Source organism: Sinorhizobium sp. Y406 (genome assembly GCF_058732025.1).
On record NZ_CM178974.1, the window covers coordinates 717,226 to 736,439 of the forward strand.

Annotated in this window: 20 protein-coding genes; 7 read left to right on the plus strand and 13 right to left on the minus strand. The window is 63.4% G+C overall.

Features of this window, described 5'->3' with window-relative positions; all coding sequences use genetic code 11:
* Window positions 1-6: 6 nt before the first annotated feature.
* The 5 genes from rbsK to AC4P1R_RS03470 all read right to left on the minus strand — a co-directional run bounded on the left by rbsK (window position 7) and on the right by AC4P1R_RS03470 (window position 5,748).
* The gene (gene rbsK / locus AC4P1R_RS03450) at window positions 7-945 is read right to left on the minus strand and encodes a ribokinase (protein WP_492177426.1); all 939 of its coding nucleotides are present in this window, start codon (window positions 943-945) and stop codon (window positions 7-9) included.
* 49 nt (window positions 946-994) lie between these two features.
* Window positions 995-1,993, minus strand: coding sequence for a LacI family DNA-binding transcriptional regulator (locus AC4P1R_RS03455; RefSeq protein WP_069460559.1), 999 nt, complete (start codon window positions 1,991-1,993; stop codon window positions 995-997).
* Window positions 1,994-2,011: 18 nt separating this feature from the next.
* Complete coding sequence (locus AC4P1R_RS03460) at window positions 2,012-2,923, minus strand: carbohydrate ABC transporter permease (RefSeq protein ID WP_069460560.1); 912 nt, start codon at window positions 2,921-2,923, stop codon at window positions 2,012-2,014.
* Window positions 2,923-4,041: a carbohydrate ABC transporter permease gene (locus tag AC4P1R_RS03465; RefSeq protein WP_151610984.1), complete on the minus strand. Its 1,119-nt coding sequence runs from the start codon at window positions 4,039-4,041 to the stop codon at window positions 2,923-2,925. Before AC4P1R_RS03465 ends, AC4P1R_RS03460 begins: the two co-directional genes overlap by 1 nt.
* Window positions 4,042-4,107: 66 nt before the next feature.
* Complete coding sequence (locus AC4P1R_RS03470; RefSeq protein WP_492177427.1) at window positions 4,108-5,748, minus strand: extracellular solute-binding protein; 1,641 nt, start codon at window positions 5,746-5,748, stop codon at window positions 4,108-4,110.
* Window positions 5,749-6,070: 322 nt separating this feature from the next.
* Here AC4P1R_RS03470 and AC4P1R_RS03475 point away from each other — a divergent pair, with 322 nt between their 5' ends.
* From AC4P1R_RS03475 to AC4P1R_RS03505, 7 genes are all read left to right on the plus strand, one after another.
* Window positions 6,071-7,147 carry an ABC transporter ATP-binding protein gene (locus tag AC4P1R_RS03475; protein ID WP_492177428.1) on the plus strand — a complete coding sequence of 359 codons (1,077 nt, stop codon included), beginning with the start codon at window positions 6,071-6,073 and terminating at the stop codon, window positions 7,145-7,147.
* Between the two features lie 123 nt (window positions 7,148-7,270).
* Window positions 7,271-8,122 (plus strand): MOSC domain-containing protein, encoded by an 852-nt coding sequence (locus tag AC4P1R_RS03480; RefSeq protein ID WP_492177429.1) that lies wholly within the window; start codon window positions 7,271-7,273, stop codon window positions 8,120-8,122.
* Window positions 8,123-8,244: 122 nt separating this feature from the next.
* Complete coding sequence (locus AC4P1R_RS03485; RefSeq protein WP_492177430.1) at window positions 8,245-9,480, plus strand: MFS transporter; 1,236 nt, start codon at window positions 8,245-8,247, stop codon at window positions 9,478-9,480.
* A gap of 172 nt (window positions 9,481-9,652) precedes the next feature.
* Window positions 9,653-10,732, plus strand: coding sequence for a quinolinate synthase NadA (gene nadA / locus AC4P1R_RS03490; RefSeq protein ID WP_492177431.1), 1,080 nt, complete (start codon window positions 9,653-9,655; stop codon window positions 10,730-10,732).
* 50 nt (window positions 10,733-10,782) lie between these two features.
* Window positions 10,783-12,381, plus strand: a complete 1,599-nt coding sequence (locus AC4P1R_RS03495; RefSeq protein WP_151610988.1) for an L-aspartate oxidase — start codon at window positions 10,783-10,785, stop codon at window positions 12,379-12,381.
* Window positions 12,382-12,421: 40 nt separating this feature from the next.
* Window positions 12,422-13,324 (plus strand): carboxylating nicotinate-nucleotide diphosphorylase, encoded by a 903-nt coding sequence (gene nadC / locus AC4P1R_RS03500; protein ID WP_069460567.1) that lies wholly within the window; start codon window positions 12,422-12,424, stop codon window positions 13,322-13,324.
* A 103-nt stretch (window positions 13,325-13,427) separates the two neighbouring features.
* Window positions 13,428-13,949: a superoxide dismutase family protein gene (locus tag AC4P1R_RS03505; protein ID WP_492177433.1), complete on the plus strand. Its 522-nt coding sequence runs from the start codon at window positions 13,428-13,430 to the stop codon at window positions 13,947-13,949.
* A gap of 3 nt (window positions 13,950-13,952) precedes the next feature.
* Here AC4P1R_RS03505 and AC4P1R_RS03510 read toward each other — a convergent pair whose 3' ends face one another.
* The 8 genes from AC4P1R_RS03510 to AC4P1R_RS03545 form a co-directional block, all read right to left on the minus strand.
* Window positions 13,953-14,975, minus strand: coding sequence for an NUDIX hydrolase (locus AC4P1R_RS03510; protein WP_069460568.1), 1,023 nt, complete (start codon window positions 14,973-14,975; stop codon window positions 13,953-13,955).
* Window positions 14,923-15,462 carry a tyrosine phosphatase family protein gene (locus tag AC4P1R_RS03515; protein WP_069460569.1) on the minus strand — a complete coding sequence of 180 codons (540 nt, stop codon included), beginning with the start codon at window positions 15,460-15,462 and terminating at the stop codon, window positions 14,923-14,925. The genes AC4P1R_RS03510 and AC4P1R_RS03515 overlap by 53 nt, the downstream gene beginning before the upstream one ends.
* The gene (locus AC4P1R_RS03520) at window positions 15,459-16,073 is read right to left on the minus strand and encodes an HD domain-containing protein (protein ID WP_492177434.1); all 615 of its coding nucleotides are present in this window, start codon (window positions 16,071-16,073) and stop codon (window positions 15,459-15,461) included. Before AC4P1R_RS03520 ends, AC4P1R_RS03515 begins: the two co-directional genes overlap by 4 nt.
* Complete coding sequence (gene ygfZ / locus AC4P1R_RS03525) at window positions 16,070-16,918, minus strand: CAF17-like 4Fe-4S cluster assembly/insertion protein YgfZ (RefSeq protein WP_492177435.1); 849 nt, start codon at window positions 16,916-16,918, stop codon at window positions 16,070-16,072. The genes AC4P1R_RS03520 and ygfZ overlap by 4 nt, the downstream gene beginning before the upstream one ends.
* Window positions 16,919-16,984: 66 nt before the next feature.
* Entirely contained in the window at window positions 16,985-17,725 is a 741-nt protein-coding gene (locus tag AC4P1R_RS03530) for a hypothetical protein (RefSeq protein ID WP_069460572.1), read from the minus strand.
* Window positions 17,726-17,739: 14 nt separating this feature from the next.
* Window positions 17,740-18,009, minus strand: a complete 270-nt coding sequence (locus AC4P1R_RS03535; RefSeq protein WP_106407932.1) for a hypothetical protein — start codon at window positions 18,007-18,009, stop codon at window positions 17,740-17,742.
* A 158-nt stretch (window positions 18,010-18,167) separates the two neighbouring features.
* Complete coding sequence (locus AC4P1R_RS03540; RefSeq protein WP_069460573.1) at window positions 18,168-18,596, minus strand: TIGR02301 family protein; 429 nt, start codon at window positions 18,594-18,596, stop codon at window positions 18,168-18,170.
* A 133-nt stretch (window positions 18,597-18,729) separates the two neighbouring features.
* Window positions 18,730-19,158 carry an NUDIX hydrolase gene (locus tag AC4P1R_RS03545; protein WP_225192500.1) on the minus strand — a complete coding sequence of 143 codons (429 nt, stop codon included), beginning with the start codon at window positions 19,156-19,158 and terminating at the stop codon, window positions 18,730-18,732.
* Window positions 19,159-19,214: the final 56 nt, after the last annotated feature.

Below are 19,214 nucleotides of genomic sequence, written 5' to 3' on the forward strand. Positions count from 1 at the left end.
AACTTCTTAGAATCGCGTGCGGCTGGACAGAAGCTCGTCGATTTCGGCGCGCAAGGGCATGGCGGGAGCCGTTCCGGAGCGGGTCACTGCAATCGCAGCCGTGGCGCAGCCAAATCGAACCGCCTCGACTGGAGTGTTCCCTTCCGACAGCGACGCGGCGAAGCCTCCGAGAAAAGCATCGCCGGCGCCGGTCGTATCGACGACCTTGCCAGCTGAAAAGGCCGGAACCAGGACGCTCTGTTGGGTGCTGTGGTAGAGTGCGCCGCGGGGGCCGAGCGTGATAATGGCGCAGCCCGCTCCTTTGCGGAGCAGAAGCTCGGCCGCAGCGCGTGCCTGTTCGTCGGTCTCGACGGCATGGCCGACGAGATGGGCGACCTCCACCTCGTTGGGCACGACATAGTCGCACAATGTGTAGATCTCGTCCGGAATGGTTTGGGCGGGCGCCGGGTTGAAGACCGTCGTCACGCCGGCGCGCTTCGCAATGGAGAGTGCGTGGACCGCCGCCTCCAGCGGCTGTTCCAGTTGGGTCATGAATATGGCGGCGTTTTCGATCTCCGCCCTGTTGGCGTCCACGTCCTCGACGCCGATCAGTCCGGCCGCGCCTGGAGCGACGATGATCGCATTGTCGCCATTGTCCTCGTTGACGAAGATGAATGCGGCACCGGTCGAGACGCCTTCCATCTTCATCACATTGGCTTTGACGCCGGCCGCCGCATAGGCGGAAAGCGCCATGTCGCCGAAGGGGTCGTTGCCGATACGGGAAATGAAAGTCACCTTGCCGCCGGCCTTGGCCGCGGCAATCGCCTGGTTTGACCCCTTGCCGCCCGGGCCGAGCTTGAAATCCGAACCGAGCAGCGTCTCAGCGATATGGGGCATCCGCTTGGCGGTATAGGCAGTATCGGCGGCGAAGATCCCGAGAATGACAATTCCGCTGCGTCCGCTCATTTGTTTCTCCCCGTTGGCGGCCGGTCACCGGCCGTGTTCCTATCCGGTTTCAATCGCATCGCGGCGCCGTGGAGCCACGCGCGATCAGTGAACCGTCGATCATCTCGTCCTTGGCGGTGAAAGATCCGCCGAAAAGAAGCGCCACGGCGCGCATTGCCAGCTTTTCCACCGGCTGACACACCGTGGTCAGCCGGGGAACGACGAGTTTGGCGAGCGAAATATCGTCGAAGCCGGCAATCGACAGCTCGCGCGGAACATCGATCTTCAGGTCGCTTGCCGCTCGCAACGCACCGATTGCCTGTTGATCGCTCGCCGCGGCAATGGCCGTCGGACGCTTGTCGGGCGCCAGGGACAGGACTTCGCGGGCGATCATCTCGCCGGATTCGTAGTCGAATTTCCCCGGGTAGATCGTCAGATCGACTGCCTCGCCGGTTTCGCCGAGACGGCGGAGCCGATCGACGAAGCCTTGCTGTCTCAGCCGCCCGACCTCCGTATCGGGCGGCCCAGCAATATAGGCGATCCGGCGATGCCCGAGCCCGTAAAGGTGATCCGCCATCAAGGACGCCGCCTGGGCGTGGTTGGTCGACACCAAGGGGAAGTCGGCGAAACGCCGGTCCAGCGAGATGATCGGGATCGGCAGGTCCCCGGGCAGATGCGGGCCTTGGCTGGAAGCAGCCACGATGATGCCGCACACGGAGCGATCCAGAAATGCCGATATGTGGTGGCGTTCGGCCTCGGGGTCGTTGTGCGAACTCGCCAGCATCACCGTATGCTTGCGCTGCATGGCGGCGCTTTCGATGCTCGCGGCCATCTGCGCGAAAAATGGATTGGTGATATCCGGAACGATCAGGCCGATCACATCGGTCTTGCTGGTGCGCAGCGCCCTCGCGGTGACGTTCGGTCGGTAGCCGAGTGCCGCGATCGCATCGGTCACCTTCTCGCGCAGGGCAGGCTTTACCGCCGCTTCCCCGGCGAGCACGCGGGAGACGGTCCCGACCGAGACGCCCGCCTGCTCGGCGACATCCTTGACTGTGGGCATTCTGCGCATGTTCGATACCCGCCGGATCTACTTCACCGCTCCGGCGGTCATGCCTGCAATGATATGTTTCTCGAGCAGGACGCCCACGAAGACCAGTGGAAGGATTCCGGCGGTCGAAAGTGCAGCCATGGACCACCAGTTGATGCCCTGGCTGCCGGTCTGGCTGGCGATCATCACCGGCAGGGTGTTCGTGTTGGTCGAGGTCAGCAGCGCCGCGAAGAAATATTCGTTCCAGCACAGGATCAGCGAGAGGATGAAGGCGGCCACCATGCCTGGAAGGACGAGAGGCACGATGATCCGCAGGAAGGCTCCCCATATGGAAAGACCATCGACGAGCGCCGCCTCCTCGAGCTCCACCGGCACGGTCGCGAACTGGTCGCGCATGATCCAGATCACGATCGGCAGGACCATGAGTGTATAGACCGCGATCATGCCGACATATGTGTCCAGCAGAGCAAGCTCCTTGTAGAGGACCAGAAACGGCAGCGCCAGCACCACGGGCGGCATGATGAGCTGGGAAAGGAAGAAGAACGAGATGTCGGAATTGCGCATATATCCGAACTTGTAGGAAAAGCGACTGAGGCCGTAGGCGGCGAGCGAACCCAGGACGACCGCCAGGCCCGAGGCGGTGATCGACATGATCATGCTGTTCCACAGCCGGCGCATGAATTCCTCGCGTACGGTCGACACATTGACGATCGTGTCGGGCGAAAGCCCGAGCGAACGCCAGCCGAGCCAACTGGGCGTGAAATCGAACCATGGGACCAGATTGCCCTTCATCACATCCGCAGCCGTCTTGAAGGAGGTTGAGACCGTCCAGAAGAGCGGGAACATGCAAATCACGGCCCAGGCCGCGAGCAGCCCGTAGACGACGAAGCGCATCGCCCACCAGCGAAGGCGCTGGCCGCGGGCATATTTGTCGAAGTCGATCGAAACCATCACAGCCTTCCCGTCAATTGCCGAACGATCCGGTCCGATAGCTTCAAGAGCATGGTCATGCCGAATACGATGATCACCAGGTACACGATCGCGAGCAGCGTGCCGTATCCGACGTTCGAACGGTCGCGGTATTCGCGATAGATGAAGCTTGTAACCGAGTCGGTCGCGCCACCGGGGCCGCCCGCGGTGACCGTTATGATGATGTCGGCGAGCTTCAGCTTGAAGATGATGCGGATCATGACGGCCGTCACCGAGACCGGCAGCATCAGCGGGAAGATGACCTTCCAGAAGCGCTGCCAACGGGTGGCGCCGTCGACCTCTGCCGCCTCCAGAACCTCCCGGGGCAGGGCCTGAAGGCCGGCGAGGAGCATGATCATCATGAATGGAATGAAGGTCCAGGCGTCCATGATCATGATGGAAAGCCTGGCGGTCAGCGGGTCGCCGAAGAAGGAGGGGTTCTCCCAGCCAAGCCAGCGGGCAAGCCTCGCGATCGGGCCGAAGCGGATTTCCAGCATCGATTTGCCGACCATCCAACTGACCGCGACGGGCGAAAGCATCAGCGGCACGAGGAATGTGACGCGCCAGAACTTTCGCGCGGCAATGTTTTGGCTCAGGAGCAATGCGAGCCCGAAGGCGATTGCGTATTCGACCGCGATCGCCAGGCAGTAGAGCACCATGTTGAGCAGAGCATTGGCGTAGAAGGGATCGCTGAGCATGCGGCGCAGATTGTCGAGCCCGTTGAATTGCCGCCCGGTCAGCGATGCCAGGTTCCAGTCGGAAAAGCCGACCCAGAGCGCGAACAACAGCGGGAAGACGACCATCGAGACGACGAAGAGTGCGGCCGGCAGGACGAACAGCGCTTTCTTCCCGGCCTCGCCATAAAGGACGACGCGCGTCACGCACAGGACGATCGCCCAGAGAATATAGGCATAGAGAACCGGGCGCCAGTTCTCGAAGCCAAAGGCGATCCATCCCGATTCGTGGGCCGCTTGCAGCGCAAAGGACGTGGCAAGCCAGATGGCGCTCAGCCAAAGCGCCGCGCGGCCCCAGAAGTGGCGGCCTGGAGAAATGGAATCGGCTTCGACTGTGTGCAGCAAATCGCGATCGAGCGTCGTCATGTTATCCCTCGGACAGAATTGCCACCGGCGGAGGCGGATTTCCGCTCCGCCGGTGGCGCTGTTCCATTAAAGTCCAAGGCTCGCCCGATAGAGCTTCAACTGGCTCTCGCGGCCGATCTGGTCGGTGATCTTTTCCCAGGCGGCGGCAATCGCGTCCGCGGTCTCCTGGGCCGACTTATATTGTCCGGCAAAGCCCTTTGCCAGCTCGTCTTCCGCGACGGAGTAGTATTGAAAGATGCCGGGGATGCGGGGCTCGATGGCGGCATTGGTGTGGTTGTAGCTGTCGGCATTCGATCCGAGGTAGTCCTCGATATAGGCACGATCATAGCCGGCTGCCTGCCACTCGTCATAGTCGAAGTGGGACTGCCGATAGGGCTGGAAGCCGGACGGATAGGCCGATGTCCACAGCGAAAGATCCTTGCCGCCCAAATGTGCGGCTGCCGACCACGCGGCCTTGCGCTTCTTCTCGTCACCGGACACCCGCTTGGTGACGTAAATCCCCCAGCCGAGATAGGCCATGTTCGGCGCTTCGTTGTAGGTCTCTTCCCACTGGCCGCTCTTGCGGTTGTACACGCGGTTGGAACCGCGATTGATGCCGAAGCCGACGACATCGCCGACGACCGAGGTGTCGGAAGTGCGAGCGCTCGAGCCCACGTCGCCCCACCACATCAGCATGGAGCCGGTGCCTGCGAGGAACTGAGAGAATGCCGTCGTACCGGGGTCCGCATTGATTTGGTCGGACGGATAGGCATTGGCGGCGATCAGGTCCATCACATCCTGGATCGCCTGGACCCAGGCCGGGTTGTTGACGAGCGGCTTCATGGTGTCTGGGTCGAACAGCCAGGCGGGATCGCCGGGATACTTGGCATAGGCGGTCGCGCGGTTCTCAAGGAAGTAGAAGCCGAAGCCGCCCCAGCCCTTCAGCGGATCGAGATAGCCGTAGGCCGCCAGACCCGTCAGGGGATCCGACTTGCCGATGAGAGCCTTGGAGACTTCATTGACCTCCTGCCAGGTCTTCGGCGGTTCGGCGCGGCCGCTGATCGAGCCTTCGCCGAAATAGTCCTTCCTGTAGGAAAAGGTATGGCAGTCGCCATCGATCGTTACGCGGTAGGTCTTGCCGTCCCAGGTTCCGACCGGTGGCTTCAGGTAACCCACGAGGTCGTCCGCGTCGATCTGCGCTGCGACCCAATCGGGCATTTCGTCCAGGAGCCCGCGGCCCGCTGTATCGCCTTCGAAGGGGGCGCCCATCTCGATGATGTCGAAATCGACGGTGCCGGTCGCGATCGATTGCTGCAGGCGTGCGTTATAGTCGGCCTGGGCCAGGTCGATCCAGTTGATCTTGGCACCCGTATAGGCCTCCCACGGCTTCAGGAAGCCGCGGAAAAGGAAGTTATGAAGGTTCTGGTTGTTGAGGCCCATGAAGGTGAGTTCGACCCCTGCGAACTCACCCTCCGCCACGTTGGCCTTGGTCGGGGCGAGGCAGAGCTCGCCGACCTTCTGCCAATCGGCATCCGTCGGAGCGCCCTTGCCGACGCCCGGAATTTTCAGGATCTGCGCCCGCAGGTCGTCCTCGGCCGAGGCCCTCGTGGGAATGCCGCCCAGGACGCCTGTGAGCCCGACCAACGCCGCAGCGCTTGCGGTGCCCCGCAGGACGTCGCGGCGGTTCGCCTGGCGACGCATCAACGCTTCGTAGATTTCGACTTTCATAAGAGGCTCCTCCACCCTTATCTCGTTGCCGCCCGGCGCGACCTTTGTCAGGCTGGCCATTAGCGCTGGCCACGGGCGGAACTATTTGGTAAGCAAGAAATGAAACGTTTCATATCTTGATTGAAACCGCTCCTCTCGGTCTCGGTGGTGAGGATCAGGCGGCGAAGAGAAAATGTCAACAAGGCAATGAAACGTTTCACGGAGGAGGCTGCAGGGGTCTTCCGAGAAGGGCGCTGGCTTGTTTTGCCCGCTCCGGCGACGTGGAGATTCATGCAGGGAGCGGCCGTGGCTACGCCTGGCCATGAGAGCGAGTGGGAGCGAGATGGCTGGAGTCAAGATTTCCAGGGTGCTGAAGGCTTACGGTACCCTGAACGTGCTTCACGGCGTGGACATCGATATCGCCGATGGGGAGTTCGTCGTGCTGGTCGGGCCTTCCGGCTGCGGCAAGTCGACCCTCCTGCGGATGGTCGCTGGGCTTGAAAGCATCACGAGCGGGACCATTGCGATCGGCGACAAGGTCGTCAACAATCTGCCGCCCAAGGATCGCGATATCGCCATGGTCTTCCAGAGCTATGCTCTCTATCCGCATAAGACCGTCGCGGAGAACATGGTATTCGCTTTGCGGCTGCAGAAGCGGCCAGCCGATGTCATCAAGGAGCGCCTGCGGGCCGCAGCGGAGACATTGGACCTCGTTCCCTACCTCGACCGGTATCCGCGCCAACTGTCCGGCGGCCAGCGCCAGCGCGTGGCCATGGGGCGGGCGATCGTGCGCGACCCGCGGGTGTTCCTGTTCGATGAGCCGTTGTCGAACCTGGACGCGAAGCTACGCGTACAGATGCGCAAGGAAATCAAGGAACTACACCAGCGACTGAAGACGACAACCATTTACGTGACCCATGACCAGGTCGAGGCGATGACCATGGCCGACAAGATCGTGGTCATGCAAAGCGGCAAGGTCGAACAGATCGGCACGCCGCTCGAGCTTTACGACAGTCCGGACAACACCTTCGTGGCGACTTTCATCGGTTCGCCTGCCATGAACCTCCTGAAGGGAGCATACGCGGCGGCTGGCAACCTTTTTGTGACCGAGGCCGGTGACCGGATCCCGCTCGGCTTCAAGCCGGAGGCGACGGATGGGCAGACCGTCCTACTCGGGGTTCGACCGGAGCACTTGGCGCTTGCCGATAATGGCCTTCAGACGACCGTGAACGTAACCGAGCCAACGGGATCTGAGACGACGGTGTTTCTGCGCTACGGCAATGGCGAGATCGTCGCGCTCTTCTCCGATCGTTATGATTTCAAGCCGGGGCAGCAGATCGCCGTCGCCGCCGGCGCAGGAAAACTGCATGTCTTCGATGCGATGTCCGGAAAGAGCTTGCGGCCGAATGCGGCGGTCTGACGCTGGTCGGGCACCACCGGCGGCTCGGAGACCACCGAAGCTCAGCTCTTTCAACGGGTTGCGGCGCTTCCATGAATCGGATTAGGAAAAAATTGATTCTGTTTCTGAACCTGGAAGTGCGCGATGAAAGTGACCGGCCTCAACATTCACCCGTTGAAAAGCGGGCGCGCCATTCCGCAAACCTCGGTGACGGTCAAACTCGACGGCCTCGTGGGCGACCGGCGTTTCATGCTGGTCGAGCCCGGCGGCCGCTTCATCACCCAGCGCGAATTGCAGGCGCTGGCGCAGGTGGAAGCGGTGCCGGTCGACCGCGGCGTGCATCTGAAGATGAACGGCAGCGCACTGTCCGCCCGCTTCGATCCGGACCGGCGACTTGCAGTCCGCGTCTGGTCGAGCGACGTGAATGCCGCGCTGGCTGACGAGGCAGCCAATGAAGCGCTCTCCGGATGGTTCGGACGGTCCCTCAAGCTCGTCCATATGGACGAAGAAGCTGAGCGCTTCGTCGGCGCCGAATGGGCGGGATCGGCGGCGCCGGTCGGGTTTGCCGACGGCTTTCCCATCCTGATCACGACGACCGGTTCGCTTGCCGACCTCAATCGCACCCTCGTCGAAAAAGGGCAGGAGCCGGTCGGCATGGAGCGCTTCCGTACCAACATCCTGATCGACTGTGACGAGCCCTGGGCGGAGGATCTTTGGGAGAGCCTGGAGATCGGCGGCATCGTAGTCGATCTCGTCAAGCCCTGTTCGCGTTGCATCATGACCACGCAGGATCAGACGACCGGGGAGCGCATCGGCGGCAATCCGATCCAGGGCCTTTCGGAAAAACGCATGTCCGCCGATCGCCGCGTTCCCGGCGTCCTCTTCGGCTGGAATGCCGTACCGCGCGGCGAAGGGACGGTAAACCTCGGCGATGTGGCGACCGTCGGACGCTATCGGAAGGAGCGTTGGCCGATGAAGTTGCGCGACAGCGCCTGAAATGCGGATTGGCACGGCTGCAGGAACGTCATCAATTCCTGTGATCCAATCGTCAATTTAATTGGTTTTGCGCAATTAAAGCGTGCTCATAGGATGGCCCCTCAATAGATCGGAGCCTCCCCATGTCCGCAGTCACCCCAGCCGTGCGTACGGCAGATCATGGCAGTCTGCCCTGGTTGATCATTGCCGCCGGTTCCATGATCGCGATGCTGACCTTCGGTCCGCGTTCGGCCATGGGCTTCTTCCAGTTGCCCATGCTCGCCGACACCGGATGGGACAGGACGACCTTCGGTCTTGCCATGGCAATCCAGAACCTCTGCTGGGGTCTCGGCCAGCCGTTCTTCGGCGCCATCGCCGACAAGTTCGGCACCTGGCGCACGCTGGCGCTTTCGGGCCTTCTCTACGCAAGCGGCCTCGTCATCATGGCCTTCGCCAATGCGCCGATCTGGTTGCATATCGGCGGCGGCGTGCTGGTCGGTCTCGGCGTCGCGTCCGGCTCCTTCGGCATCGTGCTCTCAGCCTTCGCACGCAATGTCGCGCCGGACCGTCGTGCGCTCGTCTTCGGCATCGGCACTGCGGCGGGCTCGGCCGGCATGTTTCTTTTCGCGCCGCTGAGCCAGGGGCTGATTTCAGCCTATGGCTGGTCCGACAGTCTCGTCTATCTCGGCCTCCTGATGCTGCTCGTGCCGCTCATCGCCGTCCCGCTGCGCGGCAATGCCAGTTCGGGGAGGCACTCCGAAGCGCTGTCCGCGCAGACCATTGGCGAGGCCGTAAAGGAAGCGCTCGGCCATCGGAGCTATCTGCTGCTCGTCTCCGGCTTCTTCGTCTGCGGCTATCAGGTGGCCTTCATCACGGCACATTTCCCGGCCTATCTCGGCGACATCGGCATCGATGCCCGTTATGCGGTGATCGCGCTTGCGCTGATCGGCTTCTTCAACATTATCGGCTCTCTGTCCGCCGGCATCATCAGCCAGCGCTATTCGAAGCCCTACTTCCTGGCGTGGATCTATCTTGGACGCTCGGTCGTGGTGACGGCCTTTCTCCTGCTGCCGCAAACGCCGATGTCGGTCATCGTCTTCGCGATTGCCATGGGTCTCCTGTGGCTTTCGACCGTGCCGCCGACCAACGCGCTCGTGGCGATAATGTTCGGAACGCGCCATCTCGGCCTGCTCGGTGGCATCGTCTTCCTTTCCCACCAGGTAGGCTCCTTTTTGGGGGTCTGGATGGGCGGCTATCTCTACGACCGCTTCGGATCCTACGATCCTGTCTGGTGGCTCGGCGTCGCGCTCGGCGTCCTCGCGGCGATCGTTCACTGGCCGATCGAAGAACGCGGCGTCGCCCGCCCGGCTATGGCCTGACATCGAGAGGGTGCGTCCGGCAGCGCCGGGCGCACTGCCTGTTTGCGACGCTTGAAATCTGTCACAAAACTTTCTAAATCAGTTCGGCGGCCCCCAGCCGCTTTTGTTTTAAGCCAATTATGCTCACATTGAGCATAATTGGTCGAGCCGAGAACGGCAAAAGGAGAGCTCGATGAGCAGACTTGACCTTCGCACGGCCGCGGCGTCTGCGCCAGCATTCGTGAGCGCTGCGGCGCGCTTCGGCGTCATCGAAAGGCCGGACCTCGCCTACACCCCGGCGGTCGCCCGCGAGACCGAGCATCTCCACGAAAAGGTCAAGGATTTCATTCCGCCGATAGAATGGGCAGCCTATGCGCCTTATATCCACGCCATCAACCGGCTGAAGAAAGAACGCAACGCCGTCATCCTGGCGCACAATTACCAGACGCCGGACATCTTCCATTGCGTTGCCGATATCGTCGGCGATTCGCTACAGCTCGCGCGCGACGCCACCAAGGTGGATGCCGAGATCATCGTCCAGTGCGGCGTGCACTTCATGGCCGAAACCTCCAAGCTGCTCAATCCGGACAAGACGGTGCTGATCCCCGACGCCAGGGCCGGTTGCTCGCTCTCGGAATCGATCACCGGTGCCGATGTGCGGCTCTTGAAGGAGCGCTATCCCGGCGTTCCGGTCGTCACCTACGTCAACACCTCGGCCGAGGTGAAGGCCGAGACCGATATCTGCTGCACCTCGTCGAACGTGTTGGCGGTTGTCGAAAGCCTCGAATCCGACACCGTGCTCTGCATCCCGGACGAATACCTGGCGATGAACGTCGCCCGCCAGACCAACAAGAAGATTCTCACCTGGAAGGGTCATTGCGAGGTTCACGAGCGCTTCACCGCGGCCGAACTCCTCGCCTACAAGGAGGCCAATCCGGGCATCGAGATCATTGGCCATCCGGAATGCCATCCGGACGTGATCGCCGTTTGCGATTTCTCCGGTTCGACTTCGGGCATGATCAACTACGTCAAGGACAGGCGGCCCGGCCGCGTGCTGCTCGTCACCGAATGCTCGATGGCGTCCAATATCCAGGCGGAGGTGCAAGGCGTCGACTTCGTCAAACCCTGCAATCTCTGTCCGCACATGAAGCGCATCACGCTGCCGAAGATCCTCGACAGCCTGCTCGACATGACGGAAGAGGTTCTGGTGGATCCCGCCATCGCCGACCGCGCGCGCCTGGCCGTCGAGCGCATGGTGAACCTCAAGCAGTAATATCGGCTGCAGAGCCAGCCCATGCAGGCCGTCGAAGGAGTGACCGCGCCATGCTGACCGACCATTTCCGTCCGCAATCCTTCAATGGGATCGATGATATCGTCATCGTCGGCGGGGGCCTTGCGGGGCTTTTCTGCGCGCTGAAGCTCGCGCCGCGGCCCGTCACCGTCCTGGCTGCCGCGCCGATCGGCCACGGCGCCTCCTCCGCCTGGGCGCAAGGGGGGATCGCCGCGGCGATGAGCACGGGCGACACGTACGAGAAGCACGTCGCCGATACGGTCGCCGCCGGAGCCGGCATCGTCGACGAGAAGATGACGCGTATGATGGTCGCCGAGGGACCGGCGCGCATCCACGATCTGCTCGAATACGGCGTGCCCTTCGACCGGGATCTCGAGGGCAGGCTCCTGCTTTCGCGCGAGGCCGCGCATTCCGAGCGGCGCATCGTCCGCGTCAAGGGTGACATGGCCGGCCGGGCCATCATGGAGGCGCTGATCGCCGCCGTGCGCGGCACCCCTTCGATCCGCGTGCTGGAAGGTTACGTGGTTGAGGAACTGGTGCGCGAAGGCCGTTTCATTTCCGGTGTCGTGGCCAGGCCTGATGCCGGTCAGTCGAAGAGGCGGGTATCCTTTCCGGCGCGCGCCGTCGTCCTCTGCTCGGGCGGTGTCGGTCACCTCTTCGCGGTTACCACCAATCCCTGGGAGGCTTGTGGCCAGGGCGTGGGCATGGCGGCGCGGGCCGGCGCCATCATCGCCGATCCCGAATTCGTGCAGTTCCACCCGACCGCGATCAATATCGGCAAGGATCCGGCACCGCTCGCCACCGAGGCGCTGCGCGGCGATGGCGCCATTCTCGTCAATTCCAAAGGCCAACGCTTCATGCTCGACATTCATCCGGACGGAGAGCTTGCCCCGCGCGATGTCGTTTCCCGCGGCGTCTTCGCCGAAGTGCAGGCCGGGCGCGGCGCCTTCCTCGATTGCACCAGGGCCGTCGGCAAGCATTTCCCCGAGATGTTTCCGACCGTCTATGCCTCCTGCATCGCGGCCGGCATAGACCCGGTGGAACAGCCGATCCCGGTCGCGCCGGCGGTGCACTACCATATGGGCGGCGTGCTCACCGACGGAGAGGGGAGGACCTCGATCGATGGCCTCTGGGCTGCGGGCGAAGTCACTTCCACCGGCGTCCACGGCGCCAATCGGCTTGCCTCGAATTCGCTGCTTGAAGCGGTCGTCTTTGCCGCGCGCATCGCCGACAACATCAAGGGCGCCCTGCCGGCGCCGAAGCTCACCGAATGGGGCGACAATGCCGGCGAGAACGACGATCCGGTGACGGTCGACGACAGTCCGCCATTCAAGCGCTTGCGTGCGCTGATGAGCGAGTGCGTCGGCGTCGTGCGCACGCGCGAGAGCCTGGCTCGTTCCATCCGCGAGATCGCCGAGCTGGAGCGCGCCAACACGCGGTTGCGCTTCGCCAATATCGTCACCACGGCCAAGCTCATCGCCGTTGCCGCCTTGCAGCGCTCGGAGAGCCGGGGCGGCCATTTCCGCGCCGATTGCCCGGAAGAGCGACCCGAATGGCGGCGCCGCACCTATTTGACACTGGCGCAGGCGGAGCGGCTGGCGGCCGAGGTCGCCGAAACCGAGCCGGCGTGACCCCGCGCCACCGTGGATTCAGACAATGGGGAACTCCGTCATGACCGTCGCCCTTCGTCCCGAACTCCCCGCTCTCATGGTCGAGGAGCAGGTGAGAAACGCTCTATTGGAAGACCTCGGCCGCGCTGGCGACATCACCACGCTTGCGACCGTCGGACCGGATATGGCGGCCACGGCCGAAATGCGCGGGCGCGAAGCGGGCGTCATTGCGGGCCTGGAACTGGCACGCACCGCCTTCCGCCTCATCGATCCGTCGATCAGTTTCGAAGCCCTGGTTAACGAGGGGGAACGCGTGGCAGCGGGAACGGCCATCGCCCGGATATCCGGTCGCGCCCGCTGCCTGCTGTCGGCGGAGCGCGTAGCGCTCAATTTTCTTATGCATCTGTCGGGCATCGCCAGCTATACGGCAAAATTCGCCGACGAGATTGCCCACACGGCGGCGAAGGTCTGCTGCACGCGCAAGACCATCCCCGGCCTGCGGGCGCTCGAGAAATATGCCGTGCGCCTCGGCGGCGGCTCCAACCACCGCTACGGGCTCGATGACGCGGTGCTGATCAAGGACAATCACATCGCGGTTTCCGGAGGGGTCGCCGACGCCATTCGCGCCGCGCGCGCCTATTGCGGTCATCTGGTGAAGGTCGAGGTCGAGGTCGATGGCCTCGCTCAGATGCGCGAGGCGCTGACCGCCGGGCCGGACGTGATCCTGCTGGACAATATGGATCCGGACCTGCTCCGCGAAGCCGTCTTGATAAACGCCGCTCATTGGGGACTCGGCGCCGCCGTATACCCGGGCGATCCGCGCCGCACCCGGCTCGAGGCCTCCGGCAATGTCAAGATCGACACGATCCGCGCGATTGCCGAAACGGGCGTCGACTATATCTCCACCTCGAAGATCACCATGGCGGCGCCGACGCTCGATATCGGGCTCGATATTTCGATCTAGCCGAACCCGAGCCAGCGGTGGCTCCGGCAAAATCCATCCGGGCAGGGGAACGAGGTCGGCAGCCATGCGTTGCCGTCTTGGAGCCGAGAGCAAGGAAGGATTGATGATGATCAGGACGATAGCTGTCGTCGCCTTCGCGGCGGGACTGGCAACCGCTGCGGCCGCACAACAATCATCTCAGACGGCAACCGCCGATTTCATCGGCAAGGATGGCAAGGAGACGGGGCGGGCGACCCTGACGGCCGGCGGCAAGGGCGTGCTGCTTGAGGTGGAGGTCAGCGGCCTGCCGAAGGACACCTGGGTTGCCTTCCACGTGCACGAAATGGGGAATTGCGACCCTGCGGAGAGCTTCAAGTCTGCGGGAAGCCACTTTGCCGGTGAAGACGAAAACGCCGAACACGGATTCCTCGCGGCAAACGGCCCGCATGCCGGCGATCTGCCGAACCAATATGTCGGCGCCGACGGTGTCCTGCGTGCCCACGTGTTCAACAGCTTCGTATCGCTTGATGAAACGGGGACGGCGATCCGCGGCCGCGCTTTGGTGATCCACCAGAATTCCGACGACAACCGCAGCCAGCCGGACGGCGGTGGCGGCGAACGATTGGCCTGCGCCGTCATCAGGTGACGTTTATCGGCCTCCGACCTTAAGGCCCGGAGCGGGCCGCTCGTCGAGAATTTGCCGTCTGAAGCGGAAAAGTGCCGCGGGCCGGCCACCGGTCGACGCCAGCGTTCCTCCCGTGGCTTCGACGAGTTCGGCGCCCTCGACCAGCCGACGAAAATTCTGTTTGTGCAGGTGCTGGCCGGAGATTGCCTCCACAGTCGCCTGCAGATGGGTCAACGTGAATTCCGGCGGCATCAGTTCGAAGACGACGGGCCTGTACTTGATCTTGCCGCGCAGCCGGGCGATGGCGGTGGCAACGATGCGGCGATGATCGTGCCGCATGGCGAGCCCGACCGCCGAACCGCCGGGGCCGCGGCAATGACCGTCGATCACGGCCTCCCGCACCAGCCCCGCCTCGTAAAGCAGCTCGTACCGCTCCAGCACGCGCTCCTCGTCCCAGGGGAAGTCATCGAGACCGAAAGCGAGGCGCAGGCGCGCTCGGCGCTGTGCGCTCGAGACGGATTTCTCCTTGTCGGCCTGGGCAATCTTCCATTGGGCGAGCGCAGGCAGGATCGCCTGGTCGAGAATTGCCGGGCGACCCTGCCGCCAGTCTTCCCAAGGCAGATAACGGTACCAGTCCCGCCAATGGGCGCCTGCCTCCGCCAGCCGTTCGTTGTTCTCGGCGTCGGTGCGCGTCAGCGCGAGATAGCCGACGGAGACCATGTGCTTGCCTTCCTCGCCAGGAAGACGCTGCCGACCGCGATCGCCGAAGGTATAGAGCTGCTCGATATAGCCGAGCTTCAGCGCGGTCCGCTTCTCGACGCGGGCGCGAAGGCTCTCCTCGAAAGTGCGGTGGCGCGCCGGATCGAAGGGCCCGAAGGGCAGGCCGTCGCGCACGTCGCCATCGGTTTCGCTGACGGCGAGAATGCGCGGGCTGCGGTTGACGACGGCGACGATGACCGCATTGAGGCCGATCTCGACCGTAGCGGGTTGTGCGTCAGCCGGCATGCATGGACATCTCCGGGCGAAGTGGCAGGAGGAAGGGCGCATTGCCGTCGGCCTCCGCGCCGCGGCCGATGGCTCGTACCGCCGCGATCAGCCTTCCCTTGCGCGATAACGCATGATCCCCAATTTCCACCAGCCGGGTGTTCGGCGTCGCGAAGGGCGACACCACCCGCAGCCGCGTCGCCAGCACCACGTCGTCCTGATCGGGCTCGACGGCAAGTGCCGCGATCAGCGCTGCGGCCGGTGAGCGCGAAACGCCCATCCAGCAATGGACGAGGAGCGGTCGCGCACGATCCCATTGCCGCGCGAATTCGACGATCTGCTCGACGTGGGTCTCCTGCGGCGCTACGAGGTCGCCCGTCCCGGCGAAGCTGATGTCGTTGACGCCGATCGTCAGATGTTTCGTGCCGTCGATCACCGCAGGGCGATGGAAATCCTGCCCCTTCGCAAGCAGGCTGACCATTTCGCGGCAGCGGTGGCGAACCGCCATTTCCGCTATGCGTGCGAGCGGCGACACGACGATGCCTGTCATGTCACGCTCTCGTGCTTCGCCTTGGCGCGCTCATTCTCGAGCGTGCCGAAACGGGCGGAAAAAAGGCGTTGTGCCTCGATCGCCGGCAGCGGATCGATCAGCAGGGTCTCGCGCGTAATGCCGCGCGGCTGACCGAAGAACTTCCGGGCCTCTTCGGGCGAGAAGCCGGCAATTTCCGTCGCCTCGAAATAGGCGGCGACGCGGTCGGCCTTCTTGATCCGATCCTTAAGTTCCCTGGGCGTGTGCGCCGGCAGACCGAAGCGCAGATGCACCGCGCTCTCCAGGCGGTTTTCCACCGCCTTATAGCCGCCACCGACCACGGCCTTGAAAGGTGAGATCATATCGCCGATCACATATTCCGGCGCATCGTGGAGCAGCGCCATCAGGCAGTCGTCGGCACTGCAGCGATTGGTGCGCCGGAAAATCTCCTCTACGAGCAGGCTGTGCTGGGCGACGGAAAAGGCGTGATCGCCGGTCGTCTGCCCGTTCCAGCGCGCAACGCGGGCGAGTCCGTGGGCGATGTCGGCCAGTTCGACGTCGAGCGGCGAGGGGTCGAGCAGATCGAGCCGCCGACCGGAAAGCATCCGTTGCCAGGCTCGCGCATTCGTCATGCGCTTGCCTCATCGGTATCCGCCGGAAAGACGAGTCCGGTCCAGCCGGGCAGCGTCAGCATCACGGGCACATCGCCGGCAAGGATCGCTTCCCCCTTCGCCATCGCTTCCCCCGCCTTGTCGATGCGCACGATCGCGAGCCCGGCCTTGCCGCGCACCGTCCCGAGCGCGCCGATCGGCCGCCCGGAGGCGGAGATGCTCGTGCCTGTCGGCGGGAGGGCCATTTCGCCGGCGACGATCACCACGCGGCGCCGGGCCGAGCCGCGGTGCTGCATGCGCGAAACGACCTCCTGCCCGACATAGCAACCCTTGCGGAAGGATAGACCGCCATTCAGATCCATCAGCACATCGTGGGGAAAGGCGTCCTGCAAGGCATAGTCCCGACCGGCGACAGCGACGCCCGCCGCGATCCTCAGGCCGTCGAGATCGGCGACGGTCGCGTCGGCTTCGGCCGTCTCGGCATAAATCCGGAACACCGGCGTGCCGGCCTTTTCAAAACGGTGGTCGCGATAGCTGCCGCTCGGTCGCTCCTCGCCGAAGACGACCGTCACCGGCGCTGGCGAGGCGAGCGACAGTTCCACCGCTGATCTGAGCTTGTACATGGTCAGGCGCTTTAGAAGCACCTCGGCCTGATCGCTCGTCGTCTCCAGCCGGAATTTGTCGCCGTCGCGGGAGATCAGAAACTCGAAAAAAATCTTGCCCTGCGGGGTCAGAAGGGCACCGGGACTCGCTTCGCCCTCGGCCAGCGAACCGATATCGGTGGTGACCAGGCCCTGCAACAGCGCTTCTGCGTCCTGTCCGGAAACGCGGATCACTGCACGGTTGTCAAGGCAGAGCTTCGGCATGGCTTCGAATCCTGTTCTGTTTCTCGAACAGGTAGGATTTCCGGTGGGCAAGAGCAAGCGTGCCGGTCAATCGCCGGCGACGAAGAACCGCCATCGGCCGTCGGGCGCAATGCCCACACGATAGAAATTGTAGTTGCCGAGTTCCTCCATGCCGGCGAAGTCACCGGCTGTGACGAGGCGGAACAGATCGACCTTCTCCGGTGGCGTCAGGGACGACAGAGGTTTCTCGGCAAAATAGGGCCAGATATAGGCCTCCTCAGGCGTGCCCTTGTCCGCAAGAACGAAAGCAGTCGAAAGCACGTCGAGGAGGATCGCCAGAATTTCGACGCCGTCCTGGTCGCCGGACAGGCCCTTCAGCACCGCAATCGGATCCTCCTCGCCGGCGGCGCCGGAGACTTGCGTCTGGGTCGGACCCTTGCCGAGCAGGGGGCGCAGCCTCTCGATGTCTCCGGACGCAGCGGCTTCGACGATCAGTTCGCGCATGCGGACGACGGGTGCCGGTAGTTTGGAAACATCCGTCAGCACCTCGACCGGCTCGACCACCTCCGGTGCAGCCTCTTCGATGGCCTCTCCCGCCCCTTCGTTCACCAACGGGTCAGGTGTTGGAATCTCAAGCGGGACGGCCTCTTCGGGCGCCTCTCGAGGTGCCGGTGCATCGCTCTGCCCGTCGGCAACGGGAGCGGGGGCCGGTCGCAATTCGCTGAGCGCGAATGCAGGCGCAACCGCGGTCGGTGACAGGACGACACCTGCCAGCAGCAGCGCAACGAGGCGCACCGGTGTCGCCCGGTAGGCTGAAGTCCGGCTCATGGGCAGTCCTGGCGTTACTGTAGAGTCCGCTGTGGCGAAAATTCTCCAGCGAGCATCCGCTCGCGAAGAGAGTTCAGCATGGCCTCGGCACCCTCTTCGCCGTGGAGCCGAACGGTTTCCCGCATTGCCAGCGCAATGGCCGCGTCGGCGATGATTTCCGGCTCGATTCCGTCGGCCATACCGTCCGCCCAGGCTTCGTTCTGGTGTTCCAGGGCCGCCTGCATTTTTTCGTGGACGATCATGTCGTCAATGTCGGTCAGGCTTGGTTCCATCATTCGATCCATGCGGGTTCCATCAGCTATACTCGGCCTAAGCTAGCGCCTCTCTGCTGAACCGCAACTGAACGGGCAGACAGGCCGGGCACTCCTTACCACTGTCTTAACAACTTAGCAGCCTTTTCCCGAAACGACACGGGCTCGCGGAAAAAGGGGTTAATATCCTGTTAATTCCCGAAGCGTGCCACGATTTCTGAAGCAAGTGTTGCGCCTTCGGCACGGTATCGCGCCTCGGCGAGTGTCGCCGACTCGGTGCAGGCGCTGTAGACGGAGGCAAATGTCCGATAGCCCCGGTTGAAGGCGGCGGTCATGTGCTCGCGTCGTTTCGGTTCGCCTGCCGTCTCACGGTCGATCAACGCCTGCATCGATTGCCGCCAGGTGTCTTCGGGTTTCGCCAGGCAGAGATTGCGCAGGTAATGGACCGAACCCAGTATTTCGGCGAGCCGCAACAGGCGCTGTTCATAGGGCGGCGGTTTCGCCTCGACGGCCGGCGGGGGTGTCTCGGCGGGCGGCGCGTCCTGGGCGGCAGCGGCTGCCGCCAAGGCAAGCGTCACGCAGGTCAGGAACAGCCGTATTGGAAGCGATGCAGCGGTCATCGCTCCATCAAAGCCGAATCGGGTCTGGTTTCAAGCCTGTGCAACGGGAGAACACGAGCATTTTTTGAAGCCCGAGCTGGCGCGAAATACACAACTGGATGCAGGCGGACCATCTTCGATGGATGTCCGCGTCCTATTCCGGGCAGGCCGTCGTCCGGATGCGAACCAGCTTCTCCACGCAGTCACGAACGCTTTTCGGAACGGGCAAGGCAAAGATTTCGTCCGGCGTGAACCAGCCGACATCCAAGGCGTCGTCACTGGCAATAGCTACACAGGCGGCGTCCGCCTCGACCGTGAAGACGGATAGGAGAAAGTGACGGCTCTCGGTTCGTCGCGGGGGAAGGTCGTAAACCTCGAAAAGCACGGGATTGCATCCCCTTATGCCGGTCTCCTCCGCCAACTCGCGAAGGGCGGTTTCCGCCGGCGTTTCGCCGGCCTCGGCGCGACCGCCCGGGAAAGCATACATCTGGGCTGCGGGTGGATTGGCCCGCCGGACGAGGAGATAGCGTCCGTCCCGTTCGAGAATGGCGGAGGAAGCGCGTTCAGGTTGGCTTTGCATAATCCGGATCGAATTGCATGGGGTCGTTGACCCACCTTAAGCGAAGTGCCACATCCCTG

Excerpts from the sequence above, each read along its gene's own strand:
- rbsK (WP_492177426.1), bottom strand. The coding sequence starts at position 945 with ATGAGCGGACGCAGCGGAATTGTCATTCTCGGGATCTTCGCCGCCGAT.
- AC4P1R_RS03455 (WP_069460559.1), bottom strand. The coding sequence starts at position 1,993 with ATGCGCAGAATGCCCACAGTCAAGGATGTCGCCGAGCAGGCGGGCGTC.
- AC4P1R_RS03460 (WP_069460560.1), bottom strand. The coding sequence starts at position 2,923 with ATGGTTTCGATCGACTTCGACAAATATGCCCGCGGCCAGCGCCTTCGC.
- AC4P1R_RS03465 (WP_151610984.1), bottom strand. The coding sequence starts at position 4,041 with ATGACGACGCTCGATCGCGATTTGCTGCACACAGTCGAAGCCGATTCC.
- AC4P1R_RS03470 (WP_492177427.1), bottom strand. The coding sequence starts at position 5,748 with ATGAAAGTCGAAATCTACGAAGCGTTGATGCGTCGCCAGGCGAACCGC.
- AC4P1R_RS03475 (WP_492177428.1), top strand. The coding sequence starts at position 6,071 with ATGGCTGGAGTCAAGATTTCCAGGGTGCTGAAGGCTTACGGTACCCTG.
- AC4P1R_RS03480 (WP_492177429.1), top strand. The coding sequence starts at position 7,271 with ATGAAAGTGACCGGCCTCAACATTCACCCGTTGAAAAGCGGGCGCGCC.
- AC4P1R_RS03485 (WP_492177430.1), top strand. The coding sequence starts at position 8,245 with ATGTCCGCAGTCACCCCAGCCGTGCGTACGGCAGATCATGGCAGTCTG.
- nadA (WP_492177431.1), top strand. The coding sequence starts at position 9,653 with ATGAGCAGACTTGACCTTCGCACGGCCGCGGCGTCTGCGCCAGCATTC.
- AC4P1R_RS03495 (WP_151610988.1), top strand. The coding sequence starts at position 10,783 with ATGCTGACCGACCATTTCCGTCCGCAATCCTTCAATGGGATCGATGAT.
- nadC (WP_069460567.1), top strand. The coding sequence starts at position 12,422 with ATGACCGTCGCCCTTCGTCCCGAACTCCCCGCTCTCATGGTCGAGGAG.
- AC4P1R_RS03505 (WP_492177433.1), top strand. The coding sequence starts at position 13,428 with ATGATGATCAGGACGATAGCTGTCGTCGCCTTCGCGGCGGGACTGGCA.
- AC4P1R_RS03510 (WP_069460568.1), bottom strand. The coding sequence starts at position 14,975 with ATGCGCCCTTCCTCCTGCCACTTCGCCCGGAGATGTCCATGCATGCCG.
- AC4P1R_RS03515 (WP_069460569.1), bottom strand. The coding sequence starts at position 15,462 with ATGACAGGCATCGTCGTGTCGCCGCTCGCACGCATAGCGGAAATGGCG.
- AC4P1R_RS03520 (WP_492177434.1), bottom strand. The coding sequence starts at position 16,073 with ATGACGAATGCGCGAGCCTGGCAACGGATGCTTTCCGGTCGGCGGCTC.
- ygfZ (WP_492177435.1), bottom strand. The coding sequence starts at position 16,918 with ATGCCGAAGCTCTGCCTTGACAACCGTGCAGTGATCCGCGTTTCCGGA.
- AC4P1R_RS03530 (WP_069460572.1), bottom strand. The coding sequence starts at position 17,725 with ATGAGCCGGACTTCAGCCTACCGGGCGACACCGGTGCGCCTCGTTGCG.
- AC4P1R_RS03535 (WP_106407932.1), bottom strand. The coding sequence starts at position 18,009 with ATGGATCGAATGATGGAACCAAGCCTGACCGACATTGACGACATGATC.
- AC4P1R_RS03540 (WP_069460573.1), bottom strand. The coding sequence starts at position 18,596 with ATGACCGCTGCATCGCTTCCAATACGGCTGTTCCTGACCTGCGTGACG.